The sequence below is a fragment of the Nocardia sp. NBC_00416 genome (assembly GCF_036032445.1).
Taxonomy (GTDB): Bacteria; Actinomycetota; Actinomycetes; order Mycobacteriales; family Mycobacteriaceae; genus Nocardia.
In genome coordinates this window covers 2,688,712-2,707,282 of the sequence record NZ_CP107932.1, presented here as the reverse complement: position 1 = coordinate 2,707,282, position 18,571 = coordinate 2,688,712, and the positions used below count along the sequence as shown (strand labels likewise).

General features: G+C 67.8%; 15 protein-coding genes. 1 reads left to right on the top strand and 14 read right to left on the bottom strand.

The genetic code is table 11. From position 1 onward, the window contains the following. Nucleotides 1-155 precede the first annotated feature (155 nt). Nucleotides 156-461 (top strand): hypothetical protein, encoded by a 306-nt coding sequence (locus tag OG804_RS11115; RefSeq protein ID WP_328398318.1) that lies wholly within the window; start codon nucleotides 156-158, stop codon nucleotides 459-461. A gap of 56 nt (nucleotides 462-517) precedes the next feature. Here OG804_RS11115 and OG804_RS11110 read toward each other — a convergent pair whose 3' ends face one another. From OG804_RS11110 to OG804_RS11040, 14 genes are all read right to left on the bottom strand, one after another. Then, complete coding sequence (locus tag OG804_RS11110) at nucleotides 518-2,155, bottom strand: MDR family MFS transporter (protein WP_328398316.1); 1,638 nt, start codon at nucleotides 2,153-2,155, stop codon at nucleotides 518-520. A 34-nt stretch (nucleotides 2,156-2,189) separates the two neighbouring features. Then, nucleotides 2,190-2,684, bottom strand: coding sequence for a MarR family winged helix-turn-helix transcriptional regulator (locus OG804_RS11105; protein ID WP_328396565.1), 495 nt, complete (start codon nucleotides 2,682-2,684; stop codon nucleotides 2,190-2,192). Nucleotides 2,685-3,098: 414 nt separating this feature from the next. Further along, nucleotides 3,099-4,721: an NADH-quinone oxidoreductase subunit NuoN gene (gene nuoN / locus OG804_RS11100; protein WP_328396564.1), complete on the bottom strand. Its 1,623-nt coding sequence runs from the start codon at nucleotides 4,719-4,721 to the stop codon at nucleotides 3,099-3,101. Next, nucleotides 4,711-6,333: an NADH-quinone oxidoreductase subunit M gene (locus OG804_RS11095; RefSeq protein WP_328396563.1), complete on the bottom strand. Its 1,623-nt coding sequence runs from the start codon at nucleotides 6,331-6,333 to the stop codon at nucleotides 4,711-4,713. Before OG804_RS11095 ends, nuoN begins: the two co-directional genes overlap by 11 nt. After that, complete coding sequence (gene nuoL / locus OG804_RS11090) at nucleotides 6,330-8,216, bottom strand: NADH-quinone oxidoreductase subunit L (RefSeq protein WP_328396562.1); 1,887 nt, start codon at nucleotides 8,214-8,216, stop codon at nucleotides 6,330-6,332. The genes OG804_RS11095 and nuoL overlap by 4 nt, the downstream gene beginning before the upstream one ends. 1 nt (nucleotide 8,217) lies before the next feature. Further along, a complete protein-coding gene (gene nuoK, locus OG804_RS11085; protein ID WP_328396561.1) occupies nucleotides 8,218-8,517 on the bottom strand; it encodes an NADH-quinone oxidoreductase subunit NuoK in 300 nt (99 codons plus the stop codon). Continuing rightward, entirely contained in the window at nucleotides 8,514-9,362 is an 849-nt protein-coding gene (locus OG804_RS11080; RefSeq protein ID WP_328396559.1) for an NADH-quinone oxidoreductase subunit J, read from the bottom strand. The genes nuoK and OG804_RS11080 overlap by 4 nt, the downstream gene beginning before the upstream one ends. After that, nucleotides 9,359-11,176 carry an NADH-quinone oxidoreductase subunit NuoH gene (gene nuoH, locus OG804_RS11070; RefSeq protein ID WP_442941792.1) on the bottom strand — a complete coding sequence of 606 codons (1,818 nt, stop codon included), beginning with the start codon at nucleotides 11,174-11,176 and terminating at the stop codon, nucleotides 9,359-9,361. Before nuoH ends, OG804_RS11080 begins: the two co-directional genes overlap by 4 nt. Beyond that, entirely contained in the window at nucleotides 11,169-13,628 is a 2,460-nt protein-coding gene (locus OG804_RS11065; RefSeq protein WP_328396557.1) for an NADH-quinone oxidoreductase subunit G, read from the bottom strand. The genes nuoH and OG804_RS11065 overlap by 8 nt, the downstream gene beginning before the upstream one ends. Beyond that, nucleotides 13,625-14,953: an NADH-quinone oxidoreductase subunit NuoF gene (gene nuoF / locus OG804_RS11060; protein WP_328396555.1), complete on the bottom strand. Its 1,329-nt coding sequence runs from the start codon at nucleotides 14,951-14,953 to the stop codon at nucleotides 13,625-13,627. Before nuoF ends, OG804_RS11065 begins: the two co-directional genes overlap by 4 nt. Continuing rightward, nucleotides 14,950-15,669 carry an NADH-quinone oxidoreductase subunit NuoE gene (gene nuoE / locus OG804_RS11055; RefSeq protein ID WP_328396553.1) on the bottom strand — a complete coding sequence of 240 codons (720 nt, stop codon included), beginning with the start codon at nucleotides 15,667-15,669 and terminating at the stop codon, nucleotides 14,950-14,952. Before nuoE ends, nuoF begins: the two co-directional genes overlap by 4 nt. Nucleotides 15,670-15,858: 189 nt before the next feature. Further along, the gene (locus OG804_RS11050) at nucleotides 15,859-17,241 is read right to left on the bottom strand and encodes an NADH-quinone oxidoreductase subunit D (RefSeq protein WP_328396551.1); all 1,383 of its coding nucleotides are present in this window, start codon (nucleotides 17,239-17,241) and stop codon (nucleotides 15,859-15,861) included. Then, complete coding sequence (locus OG804_RS11045) at nucleotides 17,241-17,966, bottom strand: NADH-quinone oxidoreductase subunit C (protein WP_328396549.1); 726 nt, start codon at nucleotides 17,964-17,966, stop codon at nucleotides 17,241-17,243. Before OG804_RS11045 ends, OG804_RS11050 begins: the two co-directional genes overlap by 1 nt. Further along, the gene (locus tag OG804_RS11040; RefSeq protein WP_328396547.1) at nucleotides 17,963-18,517 is read right to left on the bottom strand and encodes a NuoB/complex I 20 kDa subunit family protein; all 555 of its coding nucleotides are present in this window, start codon (nucleotides 18,515-18,517) and stop codon (nucleotides 17,963-17,965) included. Before OG804_RS11040 ends, OG804_RS11045 begins: the two co-directional genes overlap by 4 nt. Nucleotides 18,518-18,571: the final 54 nt, after the last annotated feature.

The window sequence follows — 18,571 nt, the reverse complement described above, 5'->3', positions numbered from 1 at the left end:
AGCCACGAGCGCCACCACCGTCGACGCCGTGGTCGCGGAACCCATCACCCCGTCTGGGTCGAAACAGTGTACAAACACGCCTACTGGCAGGATCTTTCACCGTGAACGTGTCAGATTTCGTCTACAACGTCGTGGTCGTCACCCACCTGCTCGGTATGGCAGCGTTGGTGGGTGGGTATGCCGCCGGACGGCCTACGGTGAATGCGGTCATGGTCTGGGGCGCCCGCGCACAGATCATCACCGGCCTGGTTTTGGTCGGTATGGCCGAATCGCTGACCTCCCTGGACAAAGACCTGAATATGGCCAAGATCGGGATCAAGCTGGTGATCTCGGTGCTGGTCGCCGGGTTCGCCGAGATAAGCCGGGCCGATGCCAAGCGCGGTAAGGACCCGGCGTGGATGCCCGATGCCGCGGGTGGGCTGGCGATCGTCAATGTGGTGATCGCCGCGCTCTGGACCTGAGATGAAACACACCGGCCGCCGGAAAATCCGGCGGCCGGTGTGCGTGGGGGCGGAGGTCAGGTCCGGGCGGGCCCGGCTTCCAGTTTCGCGTCATCGTCGAGCTCGGCGATGTCATCCGGAATCCGCGTTCCGGCAACGGTATCCGTGACGGATTCCGGCTGCCCGGTCTCGTCGCCCGATCGTGGGCTGTCCGGTTCGATATCGATCGTGCGGCGCAGCGGCCGGTTGGGCAGCAGCGCGGCGGCGATCAGCGCGACCACGGTCGCGGCGGCCGCGATGAGGAAGATCCGTCCGGTGGCGTCTCCGTAGGAGAAGCGGACGACCTCGGCGATCGGCGCCGGCAGTGCCTTCAGATCGAGACTGCCGCCGCCGGAGGACGAACCCGCCGGAACTCCCAGTTCGGTCAGCCTGGTGGTGGACAGTTCGCCCACCCGGGTCGCGAGGACCGAGCCCAGCACCGAGACTCCGATGGCGCCGCCGAAGGTGCGGAAGAAGGCGACGCTGCTGGAGGCGGCGCCGATGTTCTGCACGCTCACGGTGTTCTGGACCGCCAGCACCAGGTTCTGCATCATCATGCCGACACCGAGCCCGGTGAGCGTGATGAATGCGCCGATCAGCCACATATTGGTGGCGTGGTCGATGGTGGACAGCAGGCCGAAACCGACTACCAGCAGGGCAGCGCCGGTGACCACGAACCTCTTCCATTTGCCGAACCGGGTGATCAGCGCACCCGATACCACCGAGGCGGTGAGCATCCCGGCGACCATCGGCGCGGACAGCAGGCCCGCCGCGGTCGGCGAATAGCCGCGCGCGGTCTGGAAATACTGGCCGAGGAAGGTGGTGGCGCCGAACATGCCCACGCCGACGGCGATCGAGGCGATGATGGCCAGGGCGGTGGTGCGTTCGGTGACGATCTTCAGCGGGATGATCGGCGACTTGGCCCGCGATTCGACGAACACGGTGGCGGCGAGCAGGAGTACGCCCAGACCCACGTACAGCGCCGATTCCCGGGAGATCCAGCCGTAGTAGTCGGCCTTGCCGGCGAAGGAGACCCAGATCAGCAGCACGGACACACCGGCGGTGAGCAGCCCCGCGCCGAGCCAGTCGATCGACACGTCGTTCTTGCGGACGGTGGGCAGCCGCAGGGTGCGCTGCAGCAGGAACAGGGCGATCACGGCGAGCGGTACGCAGATGAAGAAGCACCAGCGCCAGCCGAGTGTGCTGTCGACGATGACGCCGCCGAGGATGGGTCCGCCGGTCATCGATACCGCCATGACCGCACCCATATAGCCGGAGTAGCGGCCGCGTTCACGCGGGGCGACGATACTGCCGATGATCGCGACGACCAGCGCGGTCAGACCACCCATCCCGACACCCTGCAGTGCGCGCGCGGCGAGCAGCACCGGAACATTGTGCGCGAAACCGGCGATGACCGAACCCGCCACGAAGATCACGATGCTCAACTGCACGAGTGTCTTCTTGTTGAACAGGTCGGCGAGTTTGCCCCAGATGGGGGTGGACGCCGCGTTGGTGAGCAGGGCGGTGGTGATCACCCAGGCGTAGGCGGTCTGCGATCCCTGCAGATCCGCGATGATGGTCGGTAGTGCGTTGGCGACGATCGTGGTGCTGAGCAGCGCGGTGAACAGTGCGGCCAGCAGACCGGTCATCGCTTCGAGTATTTCGCGATGGGTCATTGCGCCCGGCTCGCGCGGGGTCACCGCCGCGGTATTACTGGACATCAATTCTCTCTTCCGAATGCTTCTGATGGTCGGCCGCGGCGTTGCGACTGTCCCGGGCGATGAGCTGGCTCCGGAGCGTGTGCAGGATGTGACGGGCGCGTTCGGCATCGTCCTGGGTCCAGTCGGCCATGACCTCCTGGAGACCCTGGATCCGCGATTCGCGGATCCGTCCCAGAAGTTCGTGGCCGGTGGAGGACACTTCGACGCGGATGGCACGGCCGTCATCGGGATCGGTGTTGCGCAGGACGTAGCCGTCGGCAACCAGTTCGGTGATGTGCCGGCTCATGGCCGAGGCGCTGATTCCGATTTGAGCCGCGAGGTCGACCTGGCGGCACGGACCGGCCGACTCCAGGTTGACCAGGACGCTGATTCCACCCGGCAGCAGCCGGCCCTCTTCGGGCTGGGCGAGGTTCCGGCGCAGGGCTCGACTGATGAGGAAAAGTTCGTCGAGCAGGCCCTGCGCGGTGTCGGGTGAAACTCCCATGCGTGCTCCAGAGGTTGTTTAGTTGCTTGCGGTAATCAACTATAAGTTTGTTGCTTTACCTAATCAACTAATTTGGAGTGTGCGGGTCCCCACAGTCGACCTGGGAAGATGCCGGGAACTGGAGCGGGTTACCGGCGTCACGATCGTTGCTCGCCCGACTGAGGGTGCGTCGACCCGGGGTCGCGAGACTATCGGTCCGGATATCAGCCGCCGGCCGCTGGGCCTCGCGGTGTTACTCGGGCGATCCGGCCGGGTCGGTCGGGTAGCAGGTCGGTCGGCGCCCTGTCGGCGCGCCGCCGTGGCCGACCTCATGGCGCGCGTGAGGGCAGTGCTCGAGGTGCTGGCATCAGACCAGCTCATGGGCAGAATTCGAGGCCGGCCCTCGCGGCATCGTCTGCACCGTGCCGGTTCGGCTCAGCGCACGAATTCACCGGCGCGTTCGGCCAGATCCAGCAGCGGCTGCGGAACGATGCCGAGAACCAGGGTGGCCAGTGCCGCGATCCCGGCGACCGCCGTGGCGGCGGGCGGACCGACGATGACCGGAGGGTCGGCCGGTGGATCGGTGAAGAACATCAGCACGATCACTCGGATATAGAAGAACGCGGCTACCGCACTGGCCAGCACACCGACGATCACCAGCAGTCCGGCGTCGCCGGCGGCCGCGGCCTGGAAGACCGCGAACTTGGCGACGAACCCCGCGGTGATGGGGATTCCGGCGAACGACAGCAGCAGGAGCGAGAATACCGTCGCGAGCCAGGGGGAGCGTCGGCCCAGGCCGGCCCAGCGGGCCAGGGAGGTGGCCTCGGTCCCGTCGGACTCCCGCACGGTACTGACGATCGCGAACGCGCCGAGTGTGCCCAGGCCGTAGACGAACAGATAGAACAGGGTCGCGGCGATTCCGCGCTCGTTGGCGGCGACCAGAGCGGTGAGCAGGAACCCGGTATGCGCGATGGACGAATACGCCAGCATTCGTTTCATATCGGTCTGAGTGATCGCCAGAACCGCGCCGACCAGCATGGTGGCCACCGCTACGGCGGCGAGCACCGGCCGCCAGTCCGCGGCGATTCCCGGGACGGCCACCTGCAGGACGCGCAGCAACGCGCCGAGAGCGGCGATCTTGGTGGCGGCGGCCATGAACGCGGTGATCGGCGTGGGGGCGCCCTGGTACACATCGGGCACCCAGGCCTGGAACGGCACCGCACCGATCTTGAACAACAGGCCCACCGCCAGCATGGCCACACCCAGCAGCGCGAGGGTGGGCGCACCGGAATCGGCGGCCAGCGCGTCGGCGATACCGGCGAGCCGGACGGTGCCGGCCTGGCCGTACAGCAGCGCGACCCCGTACAGGAAGAAGGCGGAGGAGAACGCGCCCAGCAGGAAGTACTTCAGGGCCGCCTCCTGCGACAGCAGCCGGCGCCGCCGGGCGAGACCGCACAGCAGATACAGAGGCAGGGACAGCACTTCCAGTGCGACGAACATGGTGAGCAGGTCGTTGGCGGCGGGGAACAACAGCAATCCGCCCAGCGCCAGCAGCAGCAGCGGGAACACTTCGGTGGGCGTGATACCCGCGGTGGCGGCGGACCGCTCGGCCGCACTGCCGGGGACGGCGGACGCCTGCGGAGTGAATGCGTCCATCCCGTAGTCGGGGGTCGCGGCGGCGCGGCTCCAGGTCCCCGGACCGGAGCGCGGCCGGGGAAGCGGGCCGCGTTCGGCGACGAAAAGGACGGACAGGATCCCGACGATCAACAGTGTGCCCTGCAAGAACAGCGTCACCCCGTCCACGGCGACGGCGCCGATCGCGGCGGTCGTCGCGGTGCCCGACAGCAGCAACACCGCTACCAGGGCGGCGACCAGCGCGGTCAGGGTCAGTGCTAATTGGGCGGTGTACCGTCGTGAACGCGGCACGAAAGCGTCCACCAGCACGCCCAGGACTGCGGCGCCGAAAACGATCAACATCGGTGCCAGCAGGTGATATTCGATGCTCGGTGCGGGCACGGACGCGGCCAGGACCGCGCCGGCGGGCAGCTCAGCGCTCATGACGCACACCTCCAGGGTTCGCCGCCTCCGGCTGCGCCGGGACCGACGGTGGTGGATCGACAGTTCCGATCGTGGTGAGGGTCTGGGTCACGGCGGGATCGATGAAATCGAGTACCGGTTTCGGATACACCCCGAAGAAGATCAGGGCGCCGATGAGCGGTACCACCACCACGAGTTCGCGTGGGACCAGATCCCGGATGCCCTCACTGCCTTCGGCCACCGGGCCTGTCATCATTCGCTGGTACAGCCACAGCACATAGATCGCGGCCAGGACCAGCGCGCCGGCCGCGAACACCGCGGCTACCTGGTATCTGCTGAAAGTACCGATCAGAACCAGGAATTCACTGACGAACGGAGCCAGTCCGGGTAGTGACAGCGTCGCCAGACCCGCGATGAAGAAGGTTCCGGCCAGGACGGGCGCCACTTTCTGGACCCCGCCGTAATCGGCGATGAGGCGACTCCCGCGCCGCGAGACCAGGAACCCGGCCACCAGGAACAACGCCGCGGTGGACAGGCCGTGATTGACCATATAGAGGGTCGCGCCCGTCTGGCCCTGACTGGTCATGGCGAAGATGCCGAGCACGATGAAGCCGAAATGGGAGATGGAGGTGTATGCGATGAGCCGCATGACGTCGGTCTGCCCGATGGCCAGCAACGCGCCGTACAGGATGCCGATCACGGCGAGGGTGATCACCAGCGGCGCATAGGTGTCCACCGCCGCGGGGAACAGCAGCAGACAGTAGCGAAGCATGCCGAAGGTGCCGACCTTGTCCACCACCGCCATCATCAGTACCGCGGTCGACGGGGTCGCGGCTACGGCCGCGTCCGGTAGCCAGGTGTGCAGCGGCCACAACGGGGCTTTCACCGCGAAGGCGAACATGAAACCGAGGAACAGGGCGTTGATCACCGCCGGCCCGGCGCCGAGCTCCCCGGAATTGGCGGCCGCCACCACCGCGCGCAGATCGAAGGTTCCGGCCCCGCTAGCGCCGAGATCCTCCCGGACGGTGAGCACGTAGAGCCCGACCACCGCCGCCAGCATGATCAGCCCGCCGAAGAGGTTGTACAGCAGGAATTTGACAGCCGCGCGGGAACGTTGCCGCCGGAGCTGCGCGTCGTCGGTGCGCGGCCCGAATCCGCCGATGAGGAAGTACATCGGAATGAGCATGGCCTCGAAGAACACGTAGAACAGCAGGATGTCGAGGGCCAGGAAGGACACCAGCACCATTCCCTCGACCAGCAGGGTGAGCGCGATATAGGTGTGCGCAACTCGCCTTCCGGTGCCGACTTCGCGGTCGTCGTGCCAGCCGGCGACGATGAGCAGTGGCACCAGCCCCGCCGTGAGCAGTACCAGTACCAGTGCTATCCCGTCGACCCCGAGGGTGTACCCGGCGCCGAAGGCCGGTATCCAGGTGCGGGATTCGACCAATTGGAACTGCTCGCCCCCGGGCTCGAATGCCGCGGCCACACCGAGCGCCACCGCGAAAGTGGCCACGGCGAATATCAGCCCGACCCATCGGGCTGCCGACCGCCGCGCGGCCGGTAACAGGAGTACGACCGCCGCGCCCACGACGGGCAACAGCCAGAGCACGGTCAACCAGGGCACGGCGCTCACCAGATCCTCACGGCCAGCAGGGCTGCGGCCACCAGGGCCGCGCCGGTGAACATGGACAGGGCATACGAACGAACGAAACCGGTCTGCACCTTGCGGACCCGGGCGGACAGTCCGCCGATGAGGGCGGCGGTGCCGTTGACGAGACCGTCGATACCGCGGTTGTCGAGAAAGACGAGCGCGCGGGTCAGATGGCGGCCGGGCCGCATGAACGCGGCCTCGTTGACCGCGTCGCCGTAGAGATCGCGGCGGGCGGCGACGGTCAGGGCGGTCACCTGCTGCGGCGCGGTCTCGGGAACCCCGGCGCGGCCGTACTGCCGGTAGGCGACCGCGACGCCCGCCGCGACCACCGCCAAGGCGAGTCCGGTGATCACCGGGACCGGCAGGATCGGCTCGCCGTGGTGTTCGCCGACCACCGGGGCGAGCCAGTTCTGCAACGAAGAGCCCCAGACGAATACCGCTCCGGCGCCGACCGAACCGAGTGCCAGCAGGATCATCGGACCGGTCATCACCGCCGGCGATTCGTGCGGATGGGTATCGGGCTTCCAACGGCGTTCGCCGAAGAAGGTCAGCAGCATCACCCGTGTCATGTAGAACGCGGTGAGTCCCGCGCCGAGCAAAGTGACAGTGCCCAGAATCGGACCGGCGACGCCCTCGGCGGCGAAGGCCGCCTCGATGATCCGGTCCTTGGAGAAGAAGCCGGCGAACGGCGGTACGCCGATGATCGCGAGATAGCCGAGGCCGAAGGTGACATAGGTGATCGGCAGCAGGGTGCGCAGGCCCCCGTAGCGCCGCATATCGGTCTCGTCGTCCATGGCGTGCATCACCGACCCGGCGCCGAGGAACAGGCCCGCCTTGAAGAACCCGTGGGTCAGCAGATGCATGATGGCCACCGCGTATCCGGCGGGCCCCAGACCGACGGCCAGCACCATGTAGCCGATCTGGCTCATGGTCGAAGCGGCGAGGGCCTTCTTGATGTCGTCCTTCGCGCAGCCGACGATCGCACCGAACAGCAGCGTCACCGCGCCGACCACCACCACCGCGGTCCGGGCCGCGGGGGCGAGATCGAAGATCGGATTCGAGCGGGCGATCAGGTATACACCGGCGGTGACCATGGTGGCGGCGTGGATGAGCGCCGAAACCGGGGTGGGGCCCTCCATGGCGTCCCCGAGCCACGACTGCAGCGGCACCTGGGCGGATTTACCGCAGGCGGCCAGCAGCAGGAACAGCCCCACGGCGGTGAGCGTGCCGTCGGTCGCCGCGGGCGACGCCGCGAACACCGTCGTGAAATCGAGGGATCCGAAGGTGGCGAACATGATCATCATGGCCACCGCCAGGCCGATATCGCCGACTCGGTTGACCACGAACGCCTTCTTGGCCGCCGTGGCCGCCGAGGGTTTGTGATACCAGAACCCGATCAGCAGATACGAGGCCAGGCCGACGCCTTCCCAGCCCAGATACAGCACCAGGTAGTTGTTCGCCAGCACCAGCAGCAGCATGGCCGCGAGGAACAGGTTCAGGTAGGCGAAGAACCGGCGGCGGCCGGGATCGTCGCTCATGTACCCGACGGAGTAGATGTGGATGAGCGACCCCACACCGGTGATGAGCAGCGCGAAACAGATCGACAGCTGGTCCAGCGCCAGCCCGAAGTCGACCTGCAGCCCGGCCACCGGAACCCAGCTGAACAGGTCCAGCGCCACCGCACGGTCGCCGTCGGCACGGCCCAGCATCCCGAGAAAGGCGATCACGGCCACGACGAAGGAGGCCAGCGCGGTCACGGTGGCGAGCAGATGACCCCATGCGTCGGAGCGACGCCCGGTGAGCAGCAGTACGGCGGCGCCGGCCAGGGGCAGGGCGGGCAGCAGCCACAGCGTTGCGGTATCCACGTCAGAACTTCAGCAGGCTGGCGTCGTCGACCGAGGTCGAGCGGCGGGCACGGAAGATGGTGATGATGATGGCCAGACCGACCACGACCTCGGCCGCGGCGACCACCATCGTGAAGAACGCGAACACCTGACCGTCCAGGTTCGCGTGCATCCGGGCGAACGTCACGAACGCGAGATTCACCGCGTTGAGCATGAGTTCGATGCACATGAACACGATGATCGCGTTGCGCCGTAGCAGCACTCCCGCAGCGCCGATCGTGAACAGCAGCGCGGACAGGAACAGATAGTTCTCGGGATTCACCGGGTACCTTCCTCATCGGCCGGGCGGGCGGTGGTGTCGGCTGCCCCGGGTGCCGCCGGGGAGCCGACCGAGAGGACGGCGGCGTCGGTGAGCGCCAGGGTGCGGCGGTGCCGCAGGATGGTCGAGACCGACAGCTCCTCGAACGATCCGTCCGGGAGCCGGGCCGGGATGTCGACTGCGTTGTGCCGGGCGTAGACGCCGGGAGTGGGCAGCGGCGTGGGCCGGTGTCCCGCGTCGCGGAACCGGCGGCGGGACAGTTCCCGCTGGCCCAGTTTCGGCCCGAACTGCTCGCGATGGGCCAGCAGCATGGCCCCGATGGTGGCCGCGATCAGCAGCGCGCCGGTGAGTTCGAAGGCCCAGACATAGCGGACGAAGATCAGCTCGGCGAGTGCGCCGATCACGTCCCGGCCGGGAAAACCGTTCGCGGGGAACTCGATTTCTGATTCGCGGACGCCGTGCGCGATCCCCGTACACAGCAGCACTCCGAACCCGACACCGACCACGCCTGCGGCGACGCGCTGCCCGCGCAACGTCTCCTTCAGTGATTCCGCGGAATCGACGCCGACCAGCATGAGGACGAACAGGAACAACATCATGACCGCGCCGGTGTACACCACGATCTGCACGACCCCCAGGAACAGGGCGTCCTGGGCTATGTAGAACACAGCCAGGCTGATCATGGTGGCGGCCAGGCAGATCGCCGAATGGACGGCCTTGGCGGCGAACACCATCCCCAGCGCACCGAGTACGGCAAGCGGTGCCAGGATCCAGAACTGCACGGTCTCGCCGGTTCCAGCGCCGGTCAGCGGCGGTGCGGTGAGGAGTGTCGCGGCTGTGTGCGTCATCGGGGGCCTCCCTGTGCCGTACCGGCGGTGGGCCGTTCCGGAGCGCCCTCGACCCGGCCCAGGTAGTAGTCGGCCTCGGTGCTGCCCGGCTGCATCGCGTGCGGCGGGGCCTGCATCTGCGGGTCCAGCGGGGCCAGCAGCCGGTCCTTCTCGTAGATGAGGTCGGCGCGGTTGTCGTCGGTGAGTTCGTAGTCGTTGGTCATCGTCAGGGCCCGGGTCGGGCAGGCTTCGATGCACAGTCCACAGCCGATACAGCGCAGATAGTTGATCTGGTAGACGCGGCCGTAGCGTTCACCGGGGGAGAAACGCTCTTCGTCGGTATTGTCGGCGCCCTCGACGAAGATGGCGTCGGCGGGGCAGGCCCAAGCGCAGAGTTCGCAGCCGATGCACTTCTCCAGTCCGTCGGGATGCCGGTTGAGCTGGTGGCGGCCGTGGTAGCGGGGCGCGGTCGGGACCTTCTCCTCGGGATAGAACTCGGTATTGGGCTTCTTGAACATGGTCAGCGCGGTGACCGCGAAACCGGCGAGCGGTTCCAGGAGCCCGGGGGAGGAGGTGATGGTGGAGGTCTGCTCCGGAAGCGGCGGGGTCGGGAAGCCGAGGAAGACCTCGGTGCCGCCGGGCGATCGCGGCGCGGCGCGCCCGGTCGGCAGATCGTCCTCGGGGCCGAATTCGGGTGCGGTGGCGGGCGCGTTGCCGGCTCGCAGGAACAGCCCGACCAGCAACCCGGTCAGCAGCACGCCGCCGATCACCAGGATCGGTGTGCGCACCGGATAGCCCTCGAGGTCGAGGACCCGTGCGGTGGCCACCACCATGACCCAGGCCAGTGAGGTCGGGATCAGCAGTTTCCAGCCCAGGCTCATGAACTGGTCGTAGCGCAGCCGCGGGAGGGTGCCGCGCAACCAGATGAACACGAACAGGAACATCCACACCTTGGCGGTGAACCACAGCAGCGGCCACCAGCCCGAATTCGCGCCCTCCCAGAGATTGATCGGGAACGGCGCCCGCCAGCCGCCCAGGAACATGGTGGTCGCCAGCGCGGAGACCGTCGCCATGTTCACGTATTCCGCGAGCATGAACATCGCGAACTTCAGCGACGAGTATTCCGTGTGGAATCCACCGACGAGTTCACCTTCGGCCTCGGGGAGATCGAACGGCGCCCGGTTCGTCTCGCCGACCATGGAGATGCAGTAGATGAGGAACGACGGAAGCAGCAGGAACACATACCAGGTGGGCTGCTGAGCGGCGATGATGCCGGAGGTGGCCATGGTGCCGCCGAGCAGGAACACCGCCGCGAAACACAGGGCCATGGCGATTTCGTACGAGATCACCTGCGCGGTGGAACGCAGCCCGCCGAGCAGCGGATAGGTGGAGCCCGACGCCCAGCCCGCCAGGACGATCCCGTACACGCCGATCGAGGTGACGGCCAGGATATAGAGGACCCCGACGTGCAGATCGGTGAGCTGCAGGGCGGTGTGCTGACCGAATACGGAGACCTCCGGCCCGAACGGGATCACGGCGAAGGCGAGCACGGCCGAGATCACCGAGATGATCGGGGCGAGAACGAAGATGGGCTTGTCCACGATCGCCGGGACGATATCTTCCTTGAACGCCATCTTCACACCGTCGGCGGCGCTCTGCAGCAAACCCTTGGGGCCGACACGGTTCGGGCCGACGCGCATCTGCATCCACGCCACGACCTTGCGTTCCGCCAGGACCCCGAACAGCACGGTCAGGAGCAGGAAGACGAAGATGGCCACGGCTTTAGCGGCGACCAGCCAGAACGGGTCGAGACCGAAGAGGGACAGATCAGTCATGGTCGGATGCCTCCGTCCGCTGGTCGGCGCGCCGTAGAGTGACGACGTCGCCCGGTCGGGCGCCCAGATCGGTGTAGATCGAGCAGCCCGGTGAGTTCATCGGAAGCCATACCACCCGGTCCGGCATCTCGGTCACGGCCAGCGCCAGGGTGATCGAGCCCGCTCCGGCGCCGATTGTGACCGGATCCCCTTCTGCGGCACCCACTTCCGCGGCGGTGGCCGCCGAAAGGCGGGCCACCGGGGGCCGCGCGATTCCGGCCAGGTTCTCCTCCCCGTCCTGCATGCGGCCCCGGTCCAGTAGCATCCGCCACCCGGCCAGCACGGCGGTGCCGGGTCCGGTGCGGGCGTCCGGTGCGGCCGGATGAGTGGGCGGTGCCGCGGTGGCGCCGGTCCAGGCGCCGAGGCGGTCGAGTTCGGCGCGGGCCGCCGCGATATCCGGTAGGCCGAGCGGCACACCCACCTCGGCGGCGAGAGTGTGCAGCACCCGTTGATCGGACAGCGCTGCGGCGGTGCGGCGCACCGTGCTGTCGGTGAGGGCCGCCGCGAACGGGCGCGGCCGGCCTTCCCAGGTGCGGAAGGTGCCGGATTTCTCCATGGCGGTGGCCACCGGGAACACCACATCGGCGTACCCGGTGACCTCGCTGTGCCGCTGCTCCAAGGAGATGACGAAATCGGCCCCGCGCAGTGACGTTCGCGCCGCGTCGGGGTCGGGGAGGTCGGCGATTTCGACGCCGCCGATGAGGTAGGTCCGCACGGCTCCGGTGCCGTCTAGAGCCGAGCCGGTGTCGCGGCCCGGTGTGGCGGGCAGATCGGTGACACCCCAGATCTCGGATACCTGTCGCCGGGCTTCCGGATCGGTGACCGGGCGTCCGCCCGGCAGCAGCCCCGGCAGTGCCCCGGCCTCCACCGCGCCGCGTTCGCCGGCGCGGCGGGGTACCCAGGCGAGCAAGGCACCGGTTTCGGCAGCCAGGCGGATGGTCGCGGACAGGGCTCCCGGGGCCGCTGCCAGCCGTTCGCCGGCGAGGATCACCGCTCCTGGTTCGCGAAGCAGCTGCGCGAGGTCGTCCGGGCCGGCGCCGGGCCTGCTCAGCTCCGTGAGGATCCGCGCTTCCGTGCCGGGGATCGTCGGAATCAGCGCGCCCGATATCCGTTCCAGCCCGCGCGACGCGTAGGCGGCCAGCGAGAAGATCGGCAGCCCCCGGGTGCGGGCGGCCTTGCGTAGCCGTAGGTAGACGATGGGGGATTCTTCTTCCGGTTCGAACCCGGCCAGCAGCACAACCGGTGCGGTGGCGAGGCTGTCGTAGGTGACGGCATCGGTTTGGCCCGCCACCCAGGCGCCGAGGAACTCGGCTTCCTCGGCCGAGTGGGCACGGGCCCGGAAGTCGATATCGTTGGTGCCCAGTACGATCCGAGCGAATTTGGCGTACGCGTACGCCTCCTCCTCGGTGAGCCGGCCGCCGGTGAGCACCGCTGTGTTCCCCACACCGGCGCGCAGGCCGCCGACGGCGGCGGTGAGCGCCTCGGACCATGAACACGGTGCCAGTGTCCCGTCGGGGCCGCGTAGCAAGGGGCTCGTGATCCGGTCCCGCTCGCTCGCGTAGGCGAACGCCCACCGGCCTTTGTCGCAGTTCCACTCCTCGTTGACCTGAGGATCGTCGCCGGCCAGGCGGCGCAGTACCTTTCCGCGGCGGTGGTCGGTGCGCTGCGCACAGCCCGACGCGCAGTGTTCGCACACACTGGGGCTGGACACCAGATCGAACGGGCGCGCCCGGAACCGGTAGCTGGTGCCGGTGAGCGCGCCGACCGGGCATATCTGCACGGTGTTCCCGGAGAAATACGAATCCAGCGGTTCGTGCTCGGCGGTGCCGACCTGCTGCAGTGCGCCCCGATCGAGCAGTTCGATGAACGGGTCCCCGGCGATCTCCTGGGAGAATCGGGTGCAGCGCGCGCACAGGACACACCGTTCCCGATCCAGCAGGACCGCGCTGGACAGCGGAATCGGTTTCGGGTAAGTGCGTTTGACGCCTTCGAAGCGGGTTTCCGCCCGGCCGGTCGACATGGCCTGGTTCTGCAGGGGGCATTCCCCGCCCTTGTCGCAGACCGGGCAGTCCAGCGGGTGGTTGATCAGCAGCAGTTCCATCACGCCCTGCTGCGCCTTCGCCGCCGTGGCGGAATCGAGCTGGGTGTGCGCCACCATGCCCTCGGTGACCGCCATGGTGCACGAGGCCACCGGCTTACGCTGACCCTCCACCTCCACCAGGCATTGCCGGCAGGCACCGACCGGGGCGAGCAGTGGATGATCGCAGAAGCGCGGGATCTGGATGCCGATCAGTTCGGCGGCGCGGATCAGCAGGGTACCGGCCGGGACGCTGACCGCGGTGCCGTCGATCGTCAGGGTGACCAGGTCGGCGGGTTGCAGATCGGCGGAATCGGTACGGACTGTCGCTGTCATCGGATTCCCTCTCCGGCCGCGGAACCGGCCCAGGCGGTGGCGCGGGCCGGGTCGAACGGGCAGCCGCCCTGTGTCATGTGCGCGAGGTACTCGTCGCGGAAGTACTTCAGTGAGGACTCGATGGGACTGGCCGCGCCGTCACCGAGCGCGCAGAAGGACTTGCCGTTGATGTTGTCGGCGATATCCAGGAGTTTGTCGAGGTCGGCGGGTGTGCCCCGGCCCGATTCCAGTCGGGTGAGCAGTTGCACGAGCCAGTAGGTGCCCTCCCGGCACGGGGTGCACTTACCGCAGGATTCGTGCGCGTAGAACTCGGTCCAGCGCAGTACGGCGCGCACCACGCAGGTCGTGTCGTCGAAGATCTGCAGGGCCTTGGTACCCAGCATCGACCCCTGCGCCATCACGTTCTCGTAGTCCAGTGGGACGTCGAGGTGTTCGGCGGTGAACAGCGGGGTGGAGGAGCCGCCGGGGGTCCAGAACTTCAGCGTATGCCCTGCGCGGACCCCACCCGCGTAGCCGAGCAGCTCCCGCAGCGTGATGCCCAACGGCGCCTCGTACTGGCCGGGTCGCGCGATATGCCCGGACAGCGAATACAGCGTGAACCCGGGCGATTTCTCGCTGCCCATGGTCCGGAACCAGGCGGGGCCGTTGCGGATGATCGGCGGCACACTGGCGATGGATTCGACATTGTTCACCACGGTCGGACTGGCGTAGAGCCCCGCGACCGCGGGGAACGGCGGCCGCAGCCGCGGCTGCCCGCGCCGGCCCTCCAGGGAATCCAGCAGCGCGGTCTCCTCGCCACAAATGTAGGCGCCGGCGCCCGCGTGCACGGTGAGTTCCAGATCGAAGCCGGACCCGAGAACATCGCGGCCGAGTAGGCCGGCGGCGTAGGCCTCGGCTACCGCGGCCTGCATGCGGCGCAGCACCGGGACCACCTCACCGCGCAGGTAGATGAAGGCGTGCGCGGCGCGAATGGCATAGGCGGCGATGATCACTCCCTCGATCAGGGAGTGCGGCTCGGCGAGCATGAGCGGTATGTCCTTACAGGTGCCCGGCTCGGACTCGTCGGCGTTGACCACCAGATAGTGCGGCTTCACCGTGCCGTCGGGTTCGGGGCCCTGCGGGATGAAACCCCATTTCATTCCGGTCGGGAAGCCCGCGCCGCCACGGCCGCGCAGACCGGCGTCCTTGACGGTGGTGATCACCTGTTCGGGCGTCATGGCCAGCGCGAGGGGCAGAGCCGTGTAGCCCTCGTGGGCGCGATAGGTGTCCAGGGTCCAGGAATTCGGCAGGTCCCAGTGTCTGCTGAGGACCGGTGTCAAGGTCATCGGGCACCGTCCACTTCCCCGGCGGGCGCCTCAGGGGCGCGCATACCGCGTTCGCGGGCGGTATCGAGACCGGCGAGGGTCGCGGCGCCCGGGTCGCCGTCGAGGACACCGGGCCGAGTGTCGGGGAATCCCGCCAGCACCCGCGCGGTATCGCGGAACGTGCACAGCGGTGCGCCTCGCGTCGGTGTGACGGTCTGCCCGGTGCGCAGCGCGTCCACCAGTTCACAGGCCGACCGAGGGGTCTGGTTGTCGAAGAACTCCCAGTTCACCATGATGACCGGTGCGAAGTCGCAGGCCGCGTTGCATTCGATGTGCTCGAGGGTGACCGCGCCGTCGTCGGTGGTCTCACCGTGCGCGATGCCCAGATGCTCCCGTAGCGCCGCGAGGATCTCGTCGCCGCCGAGTACCGCGCACAGGGTGTTGGTGCACACTCCCACGTGGTAATCGCCGGTGGGCGTGCGCCGGTACATGGAGTAGAACGTGGCCACCGCGGTCACCTCGGCGGCGGTGAGCCCGAGCATGTCGGCGCAGAAATCGATTCCGGTGCTGCTGACGTAGGTCTCTTCCGACTGAACCAGATGCAGTAGCGGCAGCAGCGCCGAGCGGGGCTGCGGATACCGGGCGATGATCTCCTTCGCGTCCGGTTCCAGCCGCGCCCGCACCTCGTCCGGATAGGGCTCCGGTCGGCTGCTCAGCCGCAACAGAATCTCGGTCATGGGTTCTCCTTCGAAGGCTGTATGTGCGGTCCGCGGAGGCTGTGGCGGAGGCATCGCCGCATCAGGCCTCCTTCGAAGGGGACGCCTGCGGTCCGCGGAGGCCGGAGCCGGAGGTATCGCCGCATCAGACCTCCTTCGAACGGGCTACATGCGGTCCGCGGAGGCCGCAGCGAAGGCGGAGGTATCGCATCAGCGGTCCACCCCGCCCATCACGGGATCGATACTGGCCACGGCCGCGATCACGTCGGCGACCATGCCGCCCTCGCACATCGCCGCCACCGCTTGCAGATTGGTGAACGAGGGGTCCCGATAGTGCACGCGGTAGGGTCGGGTGCCGCCGTCGCTGACGATATGGACGCCGAGTTCCCCGCGGGGTGATTCCACCGCCTCGTAGACCTGCCCGGGCGGTACCCGGATACCCTCGGTGACCAGCTTGAAGTGGTGGATGAGCCCTTCCATCGAGGTGCCCATGATCTTGCCGATATGCCGCGGGGAGTTGCCGAGTCCGTCGTCGCCCAGCGTCAGATCCGCGGGCCAGGCGATCTTCTTGTCCGACACCATGACCGGGCCCGGACGCAGCCGGTCCAGACATTGCTCCACGATGGCGAGGGACTGTTTCATCTCCTCGATCCGGATGAGATAGCGGCCGTAGCAATCGCAGGCGTCGGTGGTCGGGACCGTGAACTCGTAGGTCTCGTACCCGCAATAGGGCATGGCCTTGCGCAGATCGTGCGGCAGGCCCGTGGAGCGCAGCACCGGCCCGGTCACGCCGAGCGCGATGCAGCCGGTGAGATCGAGATAGCCGATGTTCTGGGTCCGGGCCCGGAAGATCGGGTTATGGGTGAGCAGATGCTCCATATCGCGGAGTCGTTTGGGCATCAGCGCCAGGAGTTCGCGCACCTTGGTGACCCCGTCGTCCGGGAGGTCCTGCGCGATACCGCCCGGCCGGACGAAGGCATGGTTCATCCGCAGCCCGGTGATGGTTTCGAAAACGTCGAGAATCAGCTCGCGCTCCCGGAAACCGAACAGCATCGGCGTGAGCGCGCCCAGTTCCATACCGCCGGTGGCCAGGGCCACCAGATGTGAGGAGATGCGGTTGAGTTCCATCAGCAGCACCCGGATCACGGTGGCGCGCTCGGGAATATCGTCGGTGATACCGAGCAGGCGCTCCACGCCCAGGCAGAAGGCGGTCTCGTTGAAGAACGGGGACAGATAGTCCATCCGGGTGACGAAGGTGACGCCCTGGGCCCAGGTCCGGAACTCGAGGTTCTTCTCGATGCCGGTGTGCAGGTAGCCGATACCGCAGCGTGCCTCCACCACGGTTTCGCCTTCGATCTCCAGGATCAGTCGCAGGACACCGTGGGTGGAGGGATGCTGCGGGCCCATATTGACGACGATGCGTTCCTCGCCGGCGCCGCGCAGCGCGTCGGCGACCTCGTCCCAGTCCTGTCCGGCGACGGTCAGCACCTGTTCCGCGCTGCCCCGGCCGCCGCGGGATCCGCCGGGCGCCTGCTCGGATTCGTCGTTGTCCGGCGCGCCGGAGACTCCGGGCCGGTAGTCGATCTCGCTCATCAGCTGTACGCCCTCCGCTCATCGGGCGGCGGAATGCGCGCGCCCTTGTATTCGACCGGTATCCCGCCGAGCGGGTAGTCCTTGCGTTGCGGATGGCCGCGCCAGTCGTCGGGCATGGTGATGCGGGTCAGCGAGGGATGCCCGTCGAATCGGATACCGAAGAAGTCGTAGGTCTCCCGCTCATGCCAGTCGCAGGTCGGGTACACGCGATACAGCGACGGGATATGCGGGTCGTCGTCGGGGGCGGACACCTCGAGCCGCAGCCGCCGTCCGTGGGTGATCGAGTTCAGGTGATAGACGGCGCGCAGTTCGCGGCCGGACTCGTCCGGGTAGTGCACGCCGCTCACCCCGAGACACAGTTCGAACCGCAGGGCCGGATCGTCGCGTAGTGCCCGTGCCACCGCGACCAGATGGTCGCGGGATACGTGCAGGGTGAGTTCGCCCCGGTCCACCACGACCTTCTCGATCGCGGCGTCGAATCCGGCGCCGGTGGCCAGCGCGGCGCGCAGCGGCTCGACCACGGTGTCGAAGTAGCCCCCGTAGGGCGGTGCGGTGCCGCCGGGGAGCGCGACCCGGTGGACGAGGCGGCCGTATCCGGAGGTGTCGCCGCTGCCGGAGATGCCGAACATACCCCGTCGCTCGCCGATGACCTCGTCGTCGGGACCGATCGGCTGCTCCGGTTCGACAGCGCGGCTGTCGGTGGATTCGGAACCTTCGGCACTCATCGCAGCAGCCCTTCCATCCGGATGGTCGGGGTCGCCGCCAGCGCCGCCTGCTCCGCGGCGCGGATCGCTTCGACGCGGTTCACCCCCATCGGGGTTTCCTGGATCTTCTCGTGCAGCGCGAGGATCGCGTTGAGCAGCATCTCCGGCCGGGGTGGGCAGCCCGGTAGATAGATGTCGACGGGAACCACGTGGTCCACGCCCTGCACGATCGCGTAGTTGTTGAACATGCCGCCGGAGGACGCGCACACCCCCATGGCCAGAACCCATTTCGGTTCGGTCATCTGGTCGTAGACCTGGCGTAGCACGGGCGCCATCTTCTGACTCACCCGCCCGGCCACGATCATCAGATCCGCCTGCCGCGGTGAGGCGCGGAAGACCTCCATGCCGAAGCGCGCCGAATCGAATCGCCCGCCGCCGGTGGCCATCATCTCGATGGCGCAGCAGGCCAAGCCGAAGGTGGCCGGCCAGACCGAGCCCTTGCGCATGTATCCCGCCATGGCTTCGACCGTGCTGAGCACGAAGCCACTGGGCAGTTTCTCTTCCAAACCCATGTGCCACTACTCCCTGGGTATCTGCCCGCGCCGGAGCGCGGGTGCGGCTGATCG